The organism is Achromobacter sp. NCFB-sbj8-Ac1-l (assembly GCF_052695805.1).
Window position 1 is genome coordinate 3734378 of the sequence record NZ_CP199812.1, and the last position, 21031, is coordinate 3755408.

9 protein-coding genes and 1 pseudogene are annotated in these 21031 nt (G+C 62.2%); 5 read left to right on the forward strand and 5 right to left on the reverse strand.

The features are described from left to right. The first annotated feature begins 22 nt into the window (after nucleotides 1-22). Nucleotides 23-670 (forward strand): 2OG-Fe(II) oxygenase, encoded by a 648-nt coding sequence (locus ACUDP5_RS17020; protein WP_445656676.1) that lies wholly within the window; start codon nucleotides 23-25, stop codon nucleotides 668-670. On the opposite strand, the gene ACUDP5_RS17025 is transcribed toward ACUDP5_RS17020, so the two are convergent. Beyond that, complete coding sequence (locus ACUDP5_RS17025; protein ID WP_445656677.1) at nucleotides 667-1626, reverse strand: hypothetical protein; 960 nt, start codon at nucleotides 1624-1626, stop codon at nucleotides 667-669. The genes ACUDP5_RS17020 and ACUDP5_RS17025 overlap by 4 nt on opposite strands. Before the next feature lie 262 nt (nucleotides 1627-1888). On the opposite strand from ACUDP5_RS17025, the gene ACUDP5_RS17030 reads away from it, so the two are divergent. The 4 genes and pseudogenes from ACUDP5_RS17030 to ACUDP5_RS17045 all read left to right on the forward strand — a co-directional run. Continuing rightward, nucleotides 1889-2191 carry an ArsR/SmtB family transcription factor gene (locus ACUDP5_RS17030; protein ID WP_263914521.1) on the forward strand — a complete coding sequence of 101 codons (303 nt, stop codon included), beginning with the start codon at nucleotides 1889-1891 and terminating at the stop codon, nucleotides 2189-2191. Between the two features lie 137 nt (nucleotides 2192-2328). Further along, nucleotides 2329-3312 carry a zinc-dependent alcohol dehydrogenase family protein gene (locus ACUDP5_RS17035; RefSeq protein WP_445656678.1) on the forward strand — a complete coding sequence of 328 codons (984 nt, stop codon included), beginning with the start codon at nucleotides 2329-2331 and terminating at the stop codon, nucleotides 3310-3312. A 34-nt stretch (nucleotides 3313-3346) separates the two neighbouring features. Next, nucleotides 3347-3691 (forward strand): antibiotic biosynthesis monooxygenase family protein, encoded by a 345-nt coding sequence (locus tag ACUDP5_RS17040; protein WP_445656679.1) that lies wholly within the window; start codon nucleotides 3347-3349, stop codon nucleotides 3689-3691. 109 nt (nucleotides 3692-3800) lie between these two features. Beyond that, nucleotides 3801-3941 (forward strand): annotated as a pseudogene (locus ACUDP5_RS17045) (IS110 family transposase); the annotation flags it as partial. Between the two features lie 151 nt (nucleotides 3942-4092). On the opposite strand, the gene ACUDP5_RS17050 reads toward ACUDP5_RS17045, so the two are convergent. The 4 genes from ACUDP5_RS17050 to ACUDP5_RS17065 form a co-directional block, all read right to left on the reverse strand. After that, nucleotides 4093-4683 (reverse strand): hypothetical protein, encoded by a 591-nt coding sequence (locus ACUDP5_RS17050; protein ID WP_445656680.1) that lies wholly within the window; start codon nucleotides 4681-4683, stop codon nucleotides 4093-4095. Between the two features lie 179 nt (nucleotides 4684-4862). Further along, nucleotides 4863-5429 carry a hypothetical protein gene (locus ACUDP5_RS17055; RefSeq protein WP_445656681.1) on the reverse strand — a complete coding sequence of 189 codons (567 nt, stop codon included), beginning with the start codon at nucleotides 5427-5429 and terminating at the stop codon, nucleotides 4863-4865. Nucleotides 5430-5586: 157 nt separating this feature from the next. After that, on the reverse strand, nucleotides 5587-5847 hold the full coding sequence (locus ACUDP5_RS17060; RefSeq protein ID WP_445656682.1) for a hypothetical protein: 261 nt from the start codon (nucleotides 5845-5847) through the stop codon (nucleotides 5587-5589). An 11-nt stretch (nucleotides 5848-5858) separates the two neighbouring features. Continuing rightward, a complete protein-coding gene (locus ACUDP5_RS17065; protein WP_445656683.1) occupies nucleotides 5859-20975 on the reverse strand; it encodes a LysM peptidoglycan-binding domain-containing protein in 15117 nt (5038 codons plus the stop codon). Nucleotides 20976-21031: the final 56 nt, after the last annotated feature.

Genomic DNA, 21031 nt, shown 5'->3' on the forward strand with positions numbered 1-21031 from the left:
CGCTTCACTATCCGGAAACCCCATGCAACTGCCCGCCGGCGTTGACATCCACGACGACTGGTTCACGCCCGACCTGCTCGAGCGCCTGACCCAGGCGTCCAACTGGATGCCCATGTACTTCCTGAACCGCGCCAGCCGGTTCGACACCCACTCGCTGGACATCCACTGGTACTACCCCGTCGCCGTCACCGAAGAAGTGCTGTTCGGCCGCGTCCAAGACCAGATGGATGCGCTGGAAGAGCCCCTGGACGTGCTGCGCGAAACCTGGGAAATGGTTGCCGCCCGCCTCGGCGGAACGCTAGGCCTGTACGAATGCAGCGTCAGCGCCAACACCTTCGGCACCGAAGGCAATCCGCACTTCGACTTTCGCAACCGCGCCGTCGCCCCCGCCCACCTGACCGTGCTGATCTACTGCAGCCCGCAATGGGACATCACCTGGGCCGGCGAAACGTTGATCTTCGACGAAGACGGCGAAATCAGCGGCGGCATCATGCCCCGCCCGGGGCGCATCGCCATCCTGCGCGGCGACCCCCACCACGTCGGCCGCTCCGTCTCGCGCATCTGCCCCAGCGACCGCCGCGTGCTCGTCTTCAAGATGTGGGATGAAACCCTGCTGCAGACCTTGGTGGACGCCGCCAACATCAAGCGGCCAGCCGCCCAGCCGGGCTAAGCGGGCGGGCCGGACGACAAAGGCGAAGCCACCGCTTGCTGGTCGGACAGCATGTGCATGTCGGCCTGCCCCTCATCATCGAAAACCGACGCCAGCATGTGCGGATACACGCTGGGGTGAATCATGGGATGGCTGTTCATTTCCAGCAACCACACCCGGTCTTCGGCGTCGATCACCGCGTCCAGCGTGAACACGGAATTGCGCTGTACCGCCGCGTCGATGCCGCGGTACAGCAGTTGCCCGGCATAGCTGAACTGCCCGGCAATCTCCGGCGCCACCGACGGCCACACATTGCGGTTTGCCACCGTCACCCGGTCGTAGGGCGTCATGTAGCGATAGTCCAGCACCACTTCCGTCCCCGCGGGCAGCACCGAATCCAGATCCACGCCCTGCCAGGCCAGAATCTGCACCGAGTCGTCCAGGTTCAGCGCCACATCGAAATTGCCGCGCGGTTGCGCCGCGATCTCGCGCAGGCTGCGCCGGCCATCCCCCGCGATCGTCGGCGGGTTCAACACCTCCAGCGCCACGGGCTGGCCATTCCAGAACCAGGCCTTGGCGCTGCGGCCCCGGATGAACTGCTCGAAGAACTCGCCTTCCGCCAACGCCACCGTCGGATCCAGCGGCGCCAAGGGCCCGAACGGCCCGCGTATCCCCTCGCCAAATGACCCCACCGCCGGCTTCACGATGTAGTCCGGCGCCAGGGCCGGGCCCTCGGACCAACTGGCCGTCACCCGCAGGCCATTGGCCACCGCGTAGTCCTTGAAATTGCGCTTGTCGTTGGACAGCGCCCACGACTTCACGATGTACGGCATCCAGCCAATGAAATTGCCGTCGGCCGACATGTCGCGCTGGTACACGATGCGGCCCTGCTCTTCTGTCACGAAGCGCGGAAACAGCACCACCTTGCGCTCGCCCAGCTGCAACGACATCTCGTACGTTTCAGGTGCAATCCGCATCTGGGCGCCCCGCTCAAGCGCCCACTCTCGGATCGGGTACAGGTGTTTGATGGGGCGAAAAAGATAGTGCATCGAGGCGGGTTCGGGCGTGGCTGGGGAGGCGTGACTGGGGCTGGCGTGACAGGGGGCGTGGACAGGACAATCCTGCGCACCCCCAAGTGTTAACTTCTCCCGTCCGCAGGCGTCCGGTTTAGGGGAACAGGCCATTCACGCCGTCGGGCCGCGTATTGACATATCGGAAAATACCGATATCATGGCAGCCATGGACTTGCTCGAAATCTTCAAAGCCCTCTCGAACCGCACCCGTCTGGACATCCTCAAAGGGTTGAAAGACCCTGCCAAGAATTTCCCGCCGCAAGACGAGGGCGACGTTCACACCGTGGGCGTCTGCGTCAGCAGCATTCAAGAAGGCGTCGGGCTGTCGCAGTCCACCGTGTCCGACTACCTGGCCACCCTGCAACGCGCGGGTCTGGTCGAAGTCCGGCGCATTGGCCAATGGACCTACTACAAGCGCAACGAAGCCACCATCCGCGCGCTGGCCGGGCTGATTGGCAAAGAGCTCTGATTTTTCTGTGCCCTTTTCTTCACCCTTTTTTTCACCGTTCCCTTCACCCTTTTTTTCGCACTTTTTTCGCACCCCATTTTTTCGCATCAACACATCGATAATTCCCGATATCCCTTTTTACCGAAACAAGGATTCTCATGAAAGCTTTAGTACTTACCGCCTTTGGCGGCCCGGACGCCTTCGAACTGCGTGACCTGCCCAAGCCCGTGCCCCAGGCGGGGCAAGTCCTGGTCCGCGTGCAGGCCACCGCCATCAATCCGTTGGATTACCAGGTCCGCCGAGGCGACTACCCCGACCTGGTGCCCCTGCCCGCCATCACCGGCCACGACGTGTCCGGCGTCGTCGAGGCCGTCGGCCCCGGCGTCACCGCCTTCGCCGTCGGCGACGAAGTCTGGTACACCCCACAGATCTTCGACGGCCCTGGCAGCTACGCCGAATACCACGTCGCCGCCGAAAGCATCGTCGGCAAAAAGCCCGCGTCGCTCAGCCATCTTGAAGCGGCCAGCCTGACCCTGGTGGGCGGCACGGCATGGGAAGCCCTGGTCGTGCGCGCCGGGCTGCGGGTCGGCGAAAGCATCCTGATTCACGGCGGCGCGGGCGGCGTGGGCCACGTCGCCATCCAGCTCGCCAAAGCCATCGGCGCCAAGGTCTACACCACCGTCCGCGAAGCCAACTTCGAATTCGCTCGCAGCCAGGGAGCCGACGAAGTCATCGACTACGAACAAGAAGACTACGTCGACGCCGTCATGCGCTTGACCGACGGCCGCGGCGTCGATGTCGTGTTCGACACCGTCGGCGGCAACACCCTGGCCCGCAGCCCCGACGTGCTGGCGCAGCTGGGCCGGGTCGTCAGCATCGTAGACATCGCCCAACCTCAAAACCTGATCCAGGCCTGGGGCAAGAACGCCAGCTACCACTTCGTCTTCACCCGGCAGAACCGCGGCAAGCTCGACGAGCTGCGCGCGCTGGTCGATCGCGGCCAACTGCGGCCGCATGTGGGCGCGGTGTACACGCTGGCGGACATTCCGGCGGCCCATGCTCGGTTGGAAAGCGCCAACAATGGCCTGAAGGGGAAGATCGCGATTGCGGTCGGGCCGTTGGCGGATCGTGCAATCGCATGATTCCAATCCACCATCGCCACATTATGGGAACGCCATGATTTACGAGATCGCACAACTTCCCGTCCACCACGAACATACCGAGTCGTTCAAGCGGGCGTTCGCCAAGGTCGCTCCCTTGCTCACCCGCGCAAAGGGCTATCGCGGGCATGTGCTTGCTCAAGGAATCGAGAATCCCGGGCAATTCAACCTGATCGTCCAATGGCAATCACTGGAAGATCACTGCCCGGGCTTCGAAGCAAGCGAAGACCATCGGATCTTCATGAAGGAATTGCAGGACTATCTCTTCGAAGAGCCGACGGTGCATCACGTTCACGAGGTGAACTTTGCCTCGGGCACGATGGATAAAGCGGGTTGGAGTTCGGGCGGACCCGCTGGTTGATCGATTTGCGGTGTTAGGAACACCGCAGACTTCAGCAGTAAAGAGGTGTCAGGCCTTGGCGTTGGGGAGGAGAATTTCCGACAAATTTATTCTGACACTTTAAATTTCTCACGTCCAAGCCCTATACCCCCGACTTCTGCTGGCCGGCAAAAACAAGATGTCCGCACTCGGTGCTGCTATGAGAAAGCTCGCTCCTCTGTGCTTCGGTGTACTCAAAACACGTTCACCATATCGCCCCGACTACAGCTAAATGCTAGATGGGCAAGACGGTATCTTAAATTTGTCCAAGCCCCCCCCCAGCACGACTGCGTGACCGGGGGTTCCCAATTGCTATCGAATCAAACACAGCCTGGCACGTTAATCGTTAATTTTTTAATGTATTCTGGCACGTTAATTTTCCATCAATCTATGCGAATATAAAAATTCTGCTCCTGAACATCTCGCTGCATTTTAGCCCTACCGTACAAACCCGCCAAAAATTCTTCCTCAGTCCATCCCTGCGGAACAATAATATCTTCACCCGGAAATTTCAGATCATCAATCCTTGACTTAATCTCTTCAACTTTCTCTGAAAATTCTCTTGCCCCAACAAAAACCGCTACAGCCCCATGCAAAGCCACAAGAAAATTTCCATTCGCGATTTTTTTAACTCTAAAGTCCGTCAAATACTTGGCTTCACTTAATGCTAAGCATGCACTTTTATAATTATCATCAGATTTATTTATGAATAACAGAGTTCCGTTTTTCATAATTGAAAACCCCCCTTTATTGACAACCAGGGGGCTTATCGCTTCTTCAATGTCGTGCAACGGAACCGAATTCACAGGCTCCCATTTAATATGAGGATCTTTCATGGCGTCGTATGTGTACCCTTCCGTGGTGAAGCCGGCCGCCGTGCCGCCGTAGGCGTAGATGACCTTGTCCCAATACGTGTCGGACAGGCGGTTGCCGTTGGCGTCGTAGTCGAGGTTCTGGCGCAGGTAGCTGTCCAACTCCTCTCACAGACGGAATCTCGCAATGGCCGTGCAAGGAAAAAATCATGACCAAGTTAAATAATTGGCTTAGCCAAACCGTACCTCAGCAAATAAAAAACACCGGGACCACTCCGTGGCCGGGGTTTCCCATTTCTTGCGGCATCAAACGTAGTCTGACATGTTAATCAAACGATAAATCAATGAAAATCGGATGAAGGCTTCGGCTTACACTCTTTGAAAACGCCTTCCCCCAAAATAACTCTTGCTCTCCGCCTCAATTCCTCATCGCTCATCAAATAGACTTCATTCAAGTCATCTTTATCGAGATCGTTTATTTCCACGAGGTCAGGAAATTTTGAGAAATAAGATCGAGTTTGGCTCTTATCCATATCGGAAATCAGCTCGTCGCCCAAAAAATTGCTCAATGCATCTACACGCAGAAAGCGATTTAAAAAAACTATGTCGCTATAACCCGCAATCTCCTCAATACAACGAGACGCATCCGGTCTAGGAGAAACCCGCCGCATCAACTCAACCCATTTTTTTGAGTCAAATCCCTCCCACACGTAAGGAGCCCCCATAATGAACTCCAACACGTAAACATGAGAGTAAGCAGCCATATGCAGAGAAATTACTTCAATTGGATCATGCAACAGTAAATTATTTTTGAATTCCAAAAAATATTCCGCGCCATATTTTTCGGGAACACCATACCCATCGTACATAAAGTCCAACAACTTTACCAAGGAGGCTGAATTTTTCATTTATTTGTAAAAAAGGCGTCAGACCAAATTTACCGGACCAATCGGAAAATGTGTTCTACATTTACCGGGCTAATCAAACAAAAGCCCCGACAGCATTTTTCTGTCGGGGCTTCTTAAATACTGTCAAATCAAACGTTTAAACGTCAATTTCCACAGATTATTTTTTAAAATCCAATTCCGCTAATAGAGCTTCAAGCTTTTCATCAGAAACGCCTTTACCGTTGCACTCTACATCCCAATTCCAAACAACTTGGATATGCTCCAGCATGACGTTATCACACAAGTCAGGAAGAACCATTCCCAAATCGCTCTTGCCTATTGAGTAGCGTCGAGCAATCTCTCTCAGCACTAGCGCTGTGGATTCACTTCGAAGTCGCTGCTTCCATTCAGAAATATCGTTTACAGGGATACTAAACAATCGTATTTCCTTTATCTAAATTTACGGAAAGTAGCGTAGACATCGCCTTTATCCAAAACACTCTCAACATGAGGAAAACCCGCTTGTTGGACCTGCCTACCTGTCCAAGTATCCAAGGCAGCCTGTTCTGGAGTCAACCCTCTCGATATGCCTGCTCGGTATTGTGAATAATTAACACTATCTGCCCCTTGGAGCCAAGCCCCTCTTATCCCTTGGATATCGACTCCATCCTGACGCAAGCGCTTGAGCATACCCACAAACATATCACTACCCGAACCGTGTGTAGCCCGCAACTCTGGATTGGCAAACACATTGAAACCTAGAACGCCGTCTTTGTTGACAAAACCCACAATACCGTGACTGGAATCTACTGCATCCCAATAATCAGGGCTGCCATATTGAATTCTCGTACCCTGCTCACTCCTGGACGTAACAAACCTATCAGAAAGATCAAGACCTTTCCTGGACCCTAAGTCCAAAACTTTATCATTGCGAAGGACGAACTTCGAGTCCTCCGCGACCATGCGCAAACCTATACCCGCCTCTCGCACCGCCTGCGAAGCCACGGGCATCACACTCGGCAAAATTCGCGTAGCCCCAGCCGCACCACCCGCCACATTCAGCGCCATCGACCCCCACAATGCCTGCGCACCGCGGTAGTCACCACTGGCCTCCAGTTGCATGGCCCGGTCGATCTGGAAGAAGTCGCGAACTCCCTGGTAGGCCTCATCCACGCCCATATTGAAGGTGGCTAGGCGCAATCCGGAACCAGCTATTCGCTCTCCAGCATTCCACAACATTTGACCGCGGGCCCTGTTCCTGGAAACTGCGTAACCAAACTCATCGAAGTTGGCAGAAAGCCGCCCTCCCGATACAGCGTCTGCGGATGTCAACACCGAGTCATAAACGTAGCCCACCGCTCCTCCAGCTATGCCGGCAGTCATGTCGACCATTCCGAGCATTCGCTCTCCCAGCTCGGATAGCACACCCATCCGAGGCCGCGGCAATTGTGCCTGATTCACCTTAAGGCCGACCAATTCGACATAGCGCGCACCGTCGGCCGCATCTAGCTCCTTCATTGCCAGACTGACTGATTGAGAGTCGAAACCAGTACTCGAAGCCACCGTCACGGAGCCACCAAATCTCCTCTGCTCCCGCGGATAAAATGCATCCACTACCGCATCAACATTCGCTTGAGGAGGCGGATCCTGCAAAGCTCCCCAATTCACTTCTCGCTGCGAATCGTAAAAGGCGGGAATGGAGGACATCTCGCCCTGAGGACGATACGAAGCAGGCATCAGTGAATCAAAGGACCCCAGCATTTGCTGCCCGGACCTTGCACTATCGTTCACCCTAATGGGTTGCGACGATGGCCCCGACATCCCAGCCATCTCGTCCAGTACGGAATTGCCCAAAGCATTCCCAAACGCGTCAACAGCGATCTGCATGTAGTTCGCCTTGCCGCCTGAGAGCACCGAAGCTGCCACCCCACCCACGGCGCCAGACACGAATCCGCGTGCAAGGCGCTCGCCAAAATTCGTTACGTTGGGGAAGAGTTGGGAGCCAACCGCAGAGCCCACACCAGCGCCAATGCCAGCCGCCGCGACGTTCGTCCAACTGAACTTCGATTGCAGCCCTGTCGCCATTGCCAGACCTTGGCTAACCGTCGAACTCACCGTCGCACGCAAAGCCAGATCCATTGCGGCCGACCCAGTGCTAAGGCCTGTCGCGGTGCCGCCTCCCGCAGCGGTCAGGATATTTGCTCCATTGAGTGCTGACCCCACCCCCGCCGTAACTCCGGCGCCCAGCGCGCTCGTCGCGACTCCCTTCCACGAGAACTTGGACTGCACGCCGATCGCCATGCCGACGCCTTGGCTCACGATGCTTCCCACCGCGCCAGCGGCCAAACCAATCCCTACAGCCGCCAATCCAGACACCGCTGAGGCACCGGTAAGGACGGCAGCGCCTGCCGCCATCGTGGCCCCAAAGCCTGTAGCCGCGCCGGCCGCCACAGGCGCCAGCGCCCCAGCCGTAAACACCGTTGCCACCACCGCCACTACCGCAACGATGATCATCCCGATCCCGCCGCATCCGCCGCCGCCACCGCTATCCGGTTTCGGCACCGGCATCGTCGGTTGCGTATCGCCAATCAGCTTGCCCGGGTCATACGGCTTGAACGACTTGTAGTCGTTATGGTTACCCGACACCCGATTCGGAATCGTGACCGTGGCCCCGACCCGCAGATCGCGGTCGCTGGCCAGGCCATTGGCTTCGGCCACCAGGTACCACAACCGGCTATCTCCATACGCCTGCTGCGCAATGCTTTGCAGCGTATCGCCCGCCTGAATCCGATAAGACCCCGGGCTGGCCGACGGGTTGCCCCCGTCAATCGGCCGGAAGCTCGGCGAGAAGTCATCCGCGCCTGCGGCCGGGCCGGTGGTGCCCAGCAGTTCGCCGTTGACCACCAGCGACCGGATCGTCTGGCCGTTCTGCACCCGCTGCAAAATCTTGCCGCTGGCGTCGTTGACCAGAGTCTGGTTCTTGCTGGCGTCCTTGGTGTCGACCACGCCAATCAAATTGCCGTTGACGTCGTACTGGTAGGTCGTCTGGCCCGGGTCCAGCGCGGTGCTGGTGCCGGACAGGGTGGCCTCGCGGTAGCCTTCGTAGCGGGCGTGGGTGTAGGTGTACGTGTTGGTGTACGGCGAGCCGTCATACACATCCATGCGGTACTGGGTGACGTTGCCGGCCTGGTCGTAGCCGGAATACGTGGTGGCGTAGCCGCCCGACAAGCCGGCATCGGTCATCTTGAGCACCCGTGCCGAATACAAGCGTCCGGCGCCGTCGTAGACGTTGCGGCGCTGTTCGCCCGCCAGCCCCGACCGGTCAAAGAACGCCTTGCCCAATGAGCCGTCGATGCCGCTGAGCACCACGCGGTCGGCGCCGTCGTAGTAGCGCGCGTCCAGCAGCAGCCCGTCGCGCCGCAGCGTGGTCAGGCGGTTGATGGCGTCATAGGTGTATCTTTCCGTGGTGAAGCCGGCTGCCGTGCCGCCGTCGGCGTAGATGACCTTGTCCCAATACGTGTCGGACAGTCGGTTGCCGTTGGCGTCGTAGGTCAGCTTGTGGCCCTGGGCCGCGTTGATATCCAGGTTGGCGTTGACCGCTTCGACCGTGGTCTGGCGGTTCATGGCGTCGTAGCCGTACCAGTATTCCCGGTTGCGCCAGGTGTCGGACGCGTCGGTGTACTGGGTCTGCACCCGCTTGCGGTTGCCGTTGGCGTCGTAGTCGATGCTCTGGCGCAGGTAACCGTCGGACACCTCTCGCAGGCGGCCCAGCGCGTCGTAGGCCATGATGTTGTTCTGGTACACCACCCCGCCCTGGCTCGTACGCTCGCGCACCTTGTTGCCGGCGTGGTCGTACGAGAAGTCGGTGATCTTGCCCAGGCTGGCATCGTAGATGCGCGTGACCTGGCCCGTGGCGTCGTAGGTGTAGTTCAGGTTCTGGCCACGCGTGTTGGTCTGCTGCAGCAGCTGGCGCGCGTTGTCGTAGCTGTAGTAGTACTTGGCACCGCCGATGTCGGTGTGCGCGACCAGCCGGCCGAAGTAGTCGTACGCCCAGGTCGAGGCGTTGCCGTTGCCGTCGGCCTCGAAGGTCTTGTTGCCGCGCGCGTCGTAGGCGGTGCGCAGTTCCGTGGACATGCCGGGCTTGCGCACGCCGGTGACGTTGCCGCGCAGGTCGTAGCGGAAGTACACGGTGTCGCCCGCGCCGTTGGTCGAGCTGAGCTTGTTGCCCAGTTCGTCATAGCGCACGCTCTCGGTGACGGTCTTGGTGCCTGTGACCGCCAGCGTCGTGCCGTTGCTCATGACGTAGCTGGTGACGGCCGCGTTGGACGTCAGGACCAGCCGGCTGAGCTTGTCGTAGGTGTAGCTGGTGGTGTTGCCCAGCGCATCGACCCAGGTGGTTTTTTCTCCGAAGCCGTTGTAGCCGTAGCGGTAAACGCCGCCATCGGCATGCAGTTCGGCGATACGGTTGCCGCCGGCGTCGTACTGGATGCCGTTGACGTTGCCGTTGCCGTCACGCGTGGCGACGTTGTTGCCCAGGGCGTCGTAGTACAGCGTCGTGGACGGGCCGGCGCCGGCCACGCCGTCGGCCGACGGCCGCACTTCGGACGTGATCTGGTTGTTGGCGTTGTAGGTGTAGCGCGTGATCCAGTACGGCGAACGCGGGTCGGTGACCGTGGCGACGTTGCCCCAGCGGTCGAAGGTGCGTTCCACGGTAGGACGGCTGGACTGCACGCCGCCGTTGGCGCCCACGGGCGTCCACGAGGCGGCCACACCCAGGTAGCCCGACACGTTGGTGCTGATCGGGTTGGGGTTGGACCCGGTGGTGCTGGACAGCGAATACGCGGGGGGACGCCCCGGCACCGTATAGCCCGGCACGTAGGTGGCCGTGGTCTGGGACATGCCGGGACGCGGGGTGACCGCCGGGACCCAGACCTGTTCGGAACGGGTCTCGGTGCGGTACTCGGTTCTCCAGTAGCCAGGGGTGCCGCCGCTCTCGCCGCCTTCGCCGCCCTCGCCCGTGCCGGGCACGGGCGGCACCCACACCTGGTACGGGACGCTGACGTTGTAGTAGCGGGTGTAGTAGTAACCGCCCGTGGTGGCGCCCTGGGAAATGACGCCGACGCGGTGCTTGTACGGTTCGCTGGAGCCCGGCCGGGTGTAGACCAGGTCGAAGTCATAGTTGCCCGCGGGCAGCGTGCCCAGCTTGACCCAGTAGGTCATGAAGCCGGTGCCGTTCTCGCCGCCCTCGTTGCCGCCTTCGGTGACGCCGCCGCCCGTGCCCACCGGGCCGAACGGCACGGTGGTGGGAACCTTGTTCATGACCACCGATGACCAGCCGCCGCCGCTGCCCTGCAGGCGGTACAGCAGCGTGGCGGTGCCTTCCAGCTCGCGCCAGTCGCCGATGGTGGTCCAGGAAATGCCGGTGTTGCTGGAATCCAGCGTCAGGGCCTGGGTGATGGGCGGATAGCCCACTTGCGGCACCCAGCGGTCGGGCACGGCGGCCGATTTGTCGATGTAGCCGGTGGCGTGGGCATAGGCCGCGCCCGAGCTGCGGTCGATCAGCAGCAATTCGTATTCGAAGCGGCCGGGGCCCATGTTGACCCAGTCCACGCCATCGTGGCCCGATGCACGCGCCGACACCGGCAGCTGCACCCAGCCGCCGCCCGGCACGCGGTAGCGGAACTGCGCATCCACGCCCGCCCCAAACGACGGCCAGCTGAAGACGTCGTTGCCGACGGCCCCGAAGCCCATGGCGCTGCCGATGGATGCCAGGCTGGGCGCGGTCAGCGACAGGGTGCCGTTGCCGGTCACCTTGACGAAGCCGTCTCGGCCAATCTGCGACACGCGATATTCATAGTTGCCGATGGCCAGGCCCTCGGCGTCGTACCGCAGCGAATTGCCGTAGTTGACCAGGCCGACTTCGGTCCAGCCGCCGTTGGGCACGCGGATTTCCAGCCGCACCTTCAGGCCCGGGTCGACGGGCGCGGCAATGTCGATGAAGTTGCCGGTGTTGCCAAAGGTGCCCTGCTGGTTGATGACCGCCTGCCAGCTGCCGTTGGTGTCTTTCTTGTAGACCACCATGGCCACCACGCGGCTCACGCCGCCGTCGGTGGTGTTGGTGGCGGTGCCGTCCCAGCTCATCAGGACGCCCGACGTGGCCGAGGCCGCGGCGAAGTTCTGGGTGATGCTGCGGCGCGTGCCACCAGCGCTCTGGTAGGTCATCACCACGCGCACGTCGCCGTCGCCCAGGTTGGCCAGGCTGGTCCAGCTCAGCTGCACGCTGTTGGTACCGCGCCAGGCCGGCGTGCCCGGGTCCACCGGGCCATTGCCGCCTTCATTGCCGCCTTCGCCGATCTCCGAGCCGCCGCCGGTTTCCGGCTTGGGGATGTAATACAGGGAGGCGGACGAGGTGATCGCCGCGCCGGTGAAGTCGCGGTTGACGGTCACGCCGCCTTCGTACACCGAGCGTTCCGGCGCCAGCGTCTTGACCGCGTTGCCCAGCAGGTTGTAGACCGTGTCTTCGCGCCGCAGGTTGCCCATGTTGGCGGCCTGCTGGATCGAGCCGATGGCCGCGACGTTGACGTTGCCGCCGCCCGCGCCGCCGCTGGTCAGGTTGGCCGTGGCGTTGCCCTGCAGGTTGTACAGGGTGATCTGGTCCTTGCCGTCCTTGGCGTTGGTGCGGACCACGTTGCCGGCGTTGTCGTATTGGTAGTATTCCTGGCGGCCGCCGTTGACGCCGCGGCGCACCATTTCACCAAAGGCGTTGTATTCCGTGACGGTGTCCGACCAGCCGGCTTCCTGTTGCGACACGTCGAAGATGCCCGAGCCGTTGGCCTGGGCATTGCTGCCTTCCCACTTGCTGATCCAGTTGCCCGCGGCATCCTGCTGCCAGATGCGGATATAGCTCAGTTCGGCAATGCCGCCCTGGCTGGACCGATAGTCGTTCCAGCGGATCGACACGCCCGAGGCGGCCGACGCCGCGCCAAAGTCCACCGTGCGGCTGGTGGCCACGCTGGCCGAGCCATAGGTGATGGTAGTGCCGCCGGTGGACACGCCGCCCTCGCCGCCTTCGCCACCGCCACCGCTTTCGGTGGGGGTGGTTTCGCTGTAGAGCGTGCTGACCGTGCTGTAGTACACCTGCACCCGCACCAGGCCGCCGCCGGCATCGATCAGCGACGACCAGTTCAGGTTGATCGCGCTGTCGCCGGTGACGACGTATTTCTCGCGCTGGCGGAATTCCTTGGGCGCCGACGAGAAGCTGGTCTGGATGCCGTTTTTCAGGACGGCGGTGGACGCCGGGTCGATGACCCGCGTCTGGTGGCCCAGCTTGTCGTACTCGTAGGCCTGGAACCAGGTCTTGACGCTGCCGTCGTTGCCCGTCACCCCGCGCCACTGCTTGGCCATCAGGCCGGCGGCGTTGTAAGAAAAGTTGGTGCGCGCGCCGTTGGCGTCGATGGTCTGGATCTTGTTGCCGCGGCTGTCGTAGCCGACGTAGTTGTAGCGGTCCTGGTTGCTGGCCACGCCGGCCGTATAGCCGGATTCCAGCACGGTCGAGGCGCCGTTGGCGTGCTGGATCGTCAGCACGGTGTTGCCCAGGGCATCGCGGTAGAAGGTCGTCAGCGGCGCATAGGCCTTGCCCGACGCATCGGTGCGCATCGGCTCGGCGATTGCCGTGACGCGGCCCAGGGCGTCGTAATAGCTGTAGGTGCGGCCGCCGTTGGGGTTGGCGACGTAGGTCTGGTTGCCCAGGACGTCGTAGCCGAAGGTGGTCTTCAGGTCGCCGCGCTGCACGGTGCCGTTGGACTGGTTGCTGTATTCCACGTTGACGCGGGTTTCCGCGACCTTGCGGCCCAGGGCGTCAAAGGCGTAGGTGGTCAGGCGGTCGTTGGCATGCGTGACCGGCAGGCCGTAGCCCTGCGCGTTCCAGATGTTGGTGGCCGTGGCATATTCGCGTACCGACGTCTTGTTGCCCAGGCCGTCGTACGACATGGTCGTGACATAGCCCAGGGCATCGACCCGGGCCGTCATGTTGCCGACGCGGTCGTAGTACTGGGTGGTGGTGGCCCACACCTGGGACACCGGGTTGACCAGCTCGCGCACCGCCGCCACCTGGCCAAAGGCGTCGTATTCCGTACGGGTGAGCTTGTTGCTGGTGAAGTACTGCGCGCCGGCCGCGGCCGACGAATCGTAGGCGTAGATCTGCGACTGGCTGGTCTCGACCACGCGGCCCAGGCGGTCGAACTGCGTCACCACGCCGCGGTCGCCGCTGTGGTCGATGCCGGCGGCGTTGACGGCGGCGGACACGGCTTCGGCGGTGATGCCGGTGTAGCCGTGGCTGGTCAGCGCCGTCTTGGTGGCGTAGCGCAGGCGCAGCGTCACGTCGCCCTGGGCGTTGCGTTCGTATTCGGTGACAAAGCCTTCGGCGTCGACCTCGTATTTCAACGCGCCGGTCTTGTCGTAGACCTTGTAGCTGATGGCCCCGGCCACGTCGCGGCCGGCCACGGCGTTGCCGAAGGCGTCGTACAGCACGTCCGACGTCAGCGAGATCGGCGCGCCTTCCTTGCGAGCGGCCACGCCCGAAGCGCCGTTGGTCAGAAGGTTGTCGGCCGCAGCGTCATAGACATTGACCGGCGCGAAGATCGTCCGGATCTGCCGGCCGGCGGCGTCGTAGACGTAGCGGGTGGTCTTGGCTTGGGGCTGGCCGTCGGCCTCGGTCCGCGACACCAGGTTGCCCAGGCCGTCATAGACGTTGCGCGTCACCATGGAAATCGACTTGGTGGCGCCCACCACCAGGTCGCCCGCGCCCGACCAGCTGGTATCCACCACGCTGGTCTGCGGCGTGCGCTCGACCAGCAGGCGGCCCGCGGCGTCGTATTCGTAAGTCCACTCGTTGCCGGCCTTGTTGACGAAGCGGACCTTGTTGCCCACGCCGTCGTAACCATAGGACTCGGACTTGCCCAGCGAATCCGTCGACCCCAGCAGGCGCCCGGCCGCGTCGAAGACGAAGGTATCCACCCGGTCGCGCGTGTTGTCCGCGCTGAGCACGGCGGCCACGTCCGCGGCCGACGGCGTGCTGCCCAGCAGCACGCCATTGGCATAGCGGCGGCTGCTGGTGACGTTGCCCCGGGTGTCGTAGGTCAATTGCGTCACAAAACCGGCCGCGTCGATCTTGTAGACCGGCAGGCCGTTGGCGCCGTAGACGCTGCGGGTGCTGCGGCCCTGGCTGTCGGTGGCCGGCAGACGCGCGGTCAGCGCGGCCAGCGTCAGGCTGGCCGGCGCCACGCCCGCCAGATCGGCGCCGGTCAACGGTGCGGAATAGCGGTAAGACTCCAGCAGGTTGCCCGCGGCGTCGTAGGTGTTGCGCTGCACGCCGCGCTCGGCATCGATGACCAGCACGGCGCGGCCGGCGGCGTCGAACGCGGTGGTGGTGGCGCGGTCCAGCGCGCCGGGCTGCAACGAGGCCAGGATGGCCTCGCCCGTGCGCGGCACGCCGGCGCCCAGGCGAACGGCGTAGCTGATGACCTGGATCGCGTTGCCGTTGGCGTCCAGCACCCGGCGCGTCACCGCGCCCGTGGGGTCGACGCTGGCAATCTGGCGGCCCATGCCGTCATAGACCCAGTCGCTGGCGCGGTCCTTCATGCTGCCCTGCACACTGCGCGGATCGCCGCCCGCCGCCACCGGGGTGGCGTACTGGATCTGGCGCACCCGGTTGCCGGCGGCGTCGTAGATGTTTTCCGTGACGGCGCCCAGGCCGTCCATCACGTGCGTCAGGCGGCCGATGCCGTCGTAGGCATTGACCGTACGCAAGTCGCGCGCGGCATCGGCCGCCGTGGCCAGGGCAGCCTCGATGGCGGCCGACGTCAGGGCGATGTTGGCGGGCACCCGGGTAGCGTAGGCGATGCGTTCGATGACATTTCCATTGGCATCAAAGCGCTGGCGCACCACGGCGCCGGTGCCGTCCACCTGCAGCACGGCGCGGCCCAGCGCGTCGTACACGGTGCGCTGGCGCTGGTCGTAGGCCATGTCCACGGCCGGGGCCGCGGGCATGGCTGCGGTGCCGATGCTGGCGGCGGGCAGCCGGTTGGCATACGCCGTGCGTTCGGCCAGGTTGCCGCTGGCATCGTAGCGGTAGGTCACCACCGCGCCCAGCGCCGATACCGTCATCGCCAGACGGGCATCCGCGCCGTAGTAGCGGTATTCGGCCTGGTCGCCGGCTTGCGGCTTGAGCAGCGCGCGCACCTCGGCGTCGGTTACCTGCTGGCCCAGGCCCTGCAGGACGATCGGGGTGGCGTAGCCCAGCGTGGCCACCACGCGGCCCGCGGCGTCGTAACGGCTTTCGACGACGGCGCCCGCCGGGTCGATCTGGAACACGGTGCGGCCAGCGGCATCCAGCACATAGCGGGTGGTGTTGCCGTTGGCATCGACGGACGCCACCAGGCGATTGGCGCTGTCATAGACCCGCGACACGGTGATGTCGCCAGCCGCGGCCGGCACCGACGCCGGGTCGCTGCCCGGCGCCAGGCGCGTGGCGAACACGGTCTGGCGCAGCAGGTTGCCCGAGGCGTCGTAGACGTTGCGCGTCACGGTGCCCAGGCCGTTCATCGTGTAGGTCAGGCGGCCGACGCTGTCGTACACATTGACCGCGCGCTGGTCGCGCGCGCTGTCGGCCACGGCGGCCAATGCGGTGTTGATGGCGGCCTCGGTCATGACCGTTTCCATCGGAATGCGGCCGGCATAGGCCACGCGCTCCACCACGTTGCCATTGGCGTCGTAGCGCTGGCGCACCACGCCGCCCAGGCCGTCGATCTGGAACACGGCGCGATTCAGTGCGTCGTAGACGGTGCGCTGGCGTTGATCGTAGGTCGGGCTGGCCGTGGGCGCCGCGGGCATCTGGGCCGAGCCGATGCTGGCTGCCGGCAGGCGGGCGGCGTAGGCGGTGCGCTCGATCAGGTTGCCGTTGCCGTCGTAACGCATGGCCACGACGTTGCCGGTACCGCTGACGGTCATCGCCAGGCGGCCCGCGCTGTCGTAGTAGCGGTATTCGGCGATGTCGGCGGCGTTGGGCTTGAGCAGGCCGCGCAGTTCAAAGGCACTGAACCAGCCCGTGGGCTTCTTGTCCACCGGCGTCGCATAGGCGATCGTGCCGACAACCTGGTTGGCCGCATCATACCGGGTCTCCAGCACATAGCCGGCCGGATCGACCTGAAACACCACGCGTCCACGGCCGTCACGCACGTATTGCGTCTTGGCGCCACCGGGATCGACCTTGGTGGTCAGGTTGTCGCTCATGTCGTACGTATAGACAGTCTTGAGCGCCAAGCCGGATGGGTCCACCGTCTCGCTGTCGCGGCGACCGAGCTTGTCATACGTATAGACGGTGACAATGCCATTGGGGGCCGTCACCGTCAGTTGCTGGCCGGCCTCGTTGTAGGTGTACCGCGTGACGAGCTTCAGGCCGTTCGCGTCCACCGTGGACGACAAGACGCGCCCCGCCTTGTCGAACGTCACCACCGTCTGGTTGCCGCCCGGCTCCGTGGTCTGGTACTGGCGGCCGAAGGCATCATAACGATACTGCGTCTGCAGATTCAGCCCGGTCGGGTCGACCGTGCGGCTCAGACGCTGCCCCACGGCGTCATAGGTATAGACGGTCTTGACGCCGCGGCCATCGACCACTTCTATCAGGCGGTTCAGACTGTCGTAGCCTTGAGTGACGACCGTGCCGCCCTGCTCGCTGCGCACCAGGCTGCCATCGGCGTTGTAGGTATGCTGGGTGACATTGCCGTTGCCGTCTCGTACCTCCACCGTCTGGCCAAAGGCGTTGTGAACGGTCGTGACCGATACGCCATCCGGCGTGGTCATCGTGACGCTGCGGTTCTGCGCGTCATAGGCATAGCTGGTCCGACGGCCCAGTTCGTCGATACGCCACAGCACATTGCCGAACGCATCGTAGGCGGTGGTCTTGCGGCCAATATTGTCGTAGGTCAGCACTTCGCGGCCGAGCTTGTCGTACTGATAGTTGACAGACACGCCGTTGCCGTCGCGCGTCGTCGTGACCCGACCAAACGCGTCGTACTCCCGGAACGTCTTGCGACCGTATTGCAGATCGTCGATCGTCTGCGTCAACCGCCCCATGCGGTCGTACACCCGCTTGTCGGTACGGCTGATCGCCCCGGCGATCTTGGTCAGCCGCATGATTTCATTGCCGAACGCATCGTAGCTGCGCTCGATCACCCCACCCGCCCCGTCGGTCTCCTTGGCCACCCGGCCGTCCGCCGTGTAGGTGTAGGTGGCGTGGATATCCACGTCGGCGTTGCTGGTGGCCGCGATGGCCAGGCGCAGCGCGTCGTTGACCAGGCCCCCATTCAAGCCTTGCAGCGCAATCGGCGCGCCATAGCGGATGGTTTCGACCAGCTGGCCGATGTTGTCGTAGACCCGTTCCTGCACATAACCCAGCGCGTTGATCGTATGCGTGACCCGGCCGCTGGCGTCGAAGTAATACAGCGTGCGCTGACCCGCGCCGTCCATCATGGACGTGCGGCGGCCCAGGGCGTCGTAGGTGTAGGTGGTGCCGTAGGTCTTCCAGATGGCATCGATCTCGGCCTGGGTCTGGTTGCCGTCGAGCTTGGCCGCACCTTCGCCGGACAATTCACCGATCAAACGCCCCTGCACGTCGTAGCGCGACAGCACGCTGCGCGACGTCGAGGTGCCCGCGGCCTTCACCGTGGATGTCAGGCGGCCCATGTCGTCATAGACGTACAGGGTCAGCGTGCCTTCGGCGTTGCGCTCGGACGACACCTTGTCCAGGCGGGTATAGGAATAGGTCCAGACCTGATCCTGCGGCGAAGACGCCGGCCGCATCTTGGCCAGATCCGGCGTGAAGATCAACGTGTTGCGGATGGGGTTGTTGGCCCCGGTCAGCGACGTGGCGTAGCGGATCTTGGTGGTGAGGTTGCCGCTGGCGTCGTAGACCAGTTCGGTCAGGTAGCCTTCGCCATCGATGGTGCCGACCAGGCGGCCGAGGTTGTTGTAGATCTTGTAGTCGTTGATGTCGTTAGGCGACGACGCGGGCTTGATGCTTTCGAATTGTGCGTTGGTGCCCGATCTCGACGACTTGGTCGCGTACGAGATTCTTTGCACTTCCTGGCCCGCAGCATCATAGATATATTCAATGACACCACCCTCTCCATCCATCACGCCCCGCAACGAGCTGTCCGCGTTGTAGTAACGCATGAGATGGACATCGCCCGAATCGACGGACACCACGGCATGTTCCGGGCGGCTGGGCTGCGCCACCCTCCACGTCGTCATGCGTTGGGCGTACTTGATCTCCTCGGTCATGCGACCCAGGCCGTCGTAGACGTACTCGGTGATGGCGTTGGTCTCGTCAATCGTCTTGGCCAGGCGCCCAGACGTATCGTAGAGATTCCAGGTCGTGGCCGAACCGCCCGTATTAGGGGGAATGTTGTCGATGGAAGGGCTCAGCGCCTTGCCCTGCGCGTCCACCAGCAACGCCAGATTCACTTTGCCGAAATACCGCGTGGTACGCCAAAGCTTGCCAGCATCGTTGTAGATATATTGGATCAATGCCCCACTGGCATCGACCTCGCCGGCCTTACGACCCGCGGCGTCATAGATGTTGAACTGCCGCCCGCCAGTCGGGTCTGTCGTCATGATCAGTCGATCATTGGCATCGTACGCGTACCGCGTCTCGCCCAGGTTCGCGCCCGCTTGATCTCGATTCATCCGGCTGACCAGCCGGCCGGCCTTGTCGTAGGTCGAGACGATGCTCAGACCATTCGCCTGCTTCACGACGACTTGACCGCCGGCATCGTCGTATTGCGTCAAGGTCAGGTTGCCCTGGGCGTCCTGCACCGATATTTGACGGCCAAGACCGTCATAGACATAACTCGTCGCGCCATTGGTGGGCGAGATCGACGTCAGGAGGCGACCAGCCTGGTCGTAGACATAACGGGTCAGGACTTGATCGCCGTCCAGGATGCCGTCGCCGCTGCTCGACACCCGCTGGTAGGCGATCGTTTGCTGCAGCAGCCCGCGATAGTCATAGACCGAGTCGACTCGCGATACCCGGCTGAAATTGACCGTGGCGGCCCAGCTTTCCATCTGCGCCAATGTGGCGGATTCGTTGACGTACAACGTACGGAGGGGGAAAACATCACCGGCGTAGGTCAGTGTCGACACCCGCTCACCGTAGGCGTTGTAGCGGTATTCCGTGACGTTGCCCACCGGATTGATATGAAAACGCAGCCGGCCCGCGGCATCGTAGACATAACGCGTGGTCAGTTCGCCTCGCGCCGCGCCGCCTGTCTGCGTCATGGGCACGACATACGAGATCTCGGTCAGCACCCGGTTCCCACTGTCGTAGGTTCGGGTAATGACGTTCCTTCCCGAGTCCGACCAGGACAGTTGGTTACCTCGGGTGTCGTAGGTCATGCTGACGGAATAGCCGCCCGTCTGATCGATACGAGTGACGTTGCCCTTGCCGTCCATCGTGAATGTCGTGACCTGGCTGACGCCATTCACCGGCGGCGTGGTCACGGTGCGCAGTTCGCCCGTCCAGTAGTTGTGCTGGAAGAGCGTGGCCTCGCCTTTGGGATTGACAACTGTTGTCAGCCCGTAGCTGTATGAGTAACGGGTGACCTGTCCCAACGCATCGGTGACGCTGGCAATCCTGAAATCCGCGCCATCCTGTACATAGGTGAACGACAACTGCGTGCCGTCCGTTTGCGACACCGAGGCCAGGCGATCGCTATCGCCATCGTAGGTGTAGAACGTCTGGAAGACTTTGCCATCGGCAATCGAGCCGTCTTCCGGCGTCAAGTCGATGGACACAGCGGACAGACGACCAAGCCCGTCATAGCCGTAACGGACGCGCGTCTGCATGACCTGAACGCCGTTCTCGACCGTGACGGTGCGTATCTGGGTCAGGTTCTGGCCGACATAGTCGTAGTAGGTGACGCCGCCGCTGGCGTCGGTCACACTGCTGAGCTTGCCATTCGGGCCATAGGCATAGGTACGCGTATTGCCGCTGGCGTCCGTCGAACTCAACAGCCGGCCGGCTCCGCTACCCTCGTAGCGTTCAATCAGGCCGGTCGCGCCATCCTGCCAGACAAACTGCCCTTTGACCGAGTCGTACGTGATCTTGTCATAAGCCCCTGCGCCCGCCGACGACACGTAGGTCGCCACCGTCGACGAGTCCGTCAGGAAAGATTGCTCGGATCCATCGTCGTCGACACGCGTCATCGAGCTCATCGAGTTGAACAGTTGCCCGTTCAATCGCACCTTCTTCAGAGCCGCCCCAATCGACCACGCATCCGTGTGTCCGAGCTTGCCTTGGCTGTTGTAGGTGCGCACCGAGCCGAACAGCGACCCGTGACCCGACAACTGGTCATCCGGCGTCCGGAAAACCAGGTTTCCGCTCCAGGCATTGACGTAGACCTGGTCGTTACTGCGGCCAAGATTGGCATTGCCAAATACCCCCTGGTCTCCCAGCTTGGCAAGAGAACTCAGGTTAATTCCCAGGCTGTTCCCGCTTACGATCGCGACCATTTTTCTACGTAGTCCTTGAAGTCGTTGTTAGCCGTCCCTCACTTCGAGGGCGCACT

Excerpts from the sequence above, each read along its gene's own strand:
- ACUDP5_RS17020 (WP_445656676.1), top strand. The coding sequence starts at position 23 with ATGCAACTGCCCGCCGGCGTTGACATCCACGACGACTGGTTCACGCCC.
- ACUDP5_RS17025 (WP_445656677.1), bottom strand. The coding sequence starts at position 1,626 with ATGCGGATTGCACCTGAAACGTACGAGATGTCGTTGCAGCTGGGCGAG.
- ACUDP5_RS17030 (WP_263914521.1), top strand. The coding sequence starts at position 1,889 with ATGGACTTGCTCGAAATCTTCAAAGCCCTCTCGAACCGCACCCGTCTG.
- ACUDP5_RS17035 (WP_445656678.1), top strand. The coding sequence starts at position 2,329 with ATGAAAGCTTTAGTACTTACCGCCTTTGGCGGCCCGGACGCCTTCGAA.
- ACUDP5_RS17040 (WP_445656679.1), top strand. The coding sequence starts at position 3,347 with ATGATTTACGAGATCGCACAACTTCCCGTCCACCACGAACATACCGAG.
- ACUDP5_RS17055 (WP_445656681.1), bottom strand. The coding sequence starts at position 5,429 with ATGAAAAATTCAGCCTCCTTGGTAAAGTTGTTGGACTTTATGTACGAT.
- ACUDP5_RS17065 (WP_445656683.1), bottom strand. The coding sequence starts at position 20,975 with ATGGTCGCGATCGTAAGCGGGAACAGCCTGGGAATTAACCTGAGTTCT.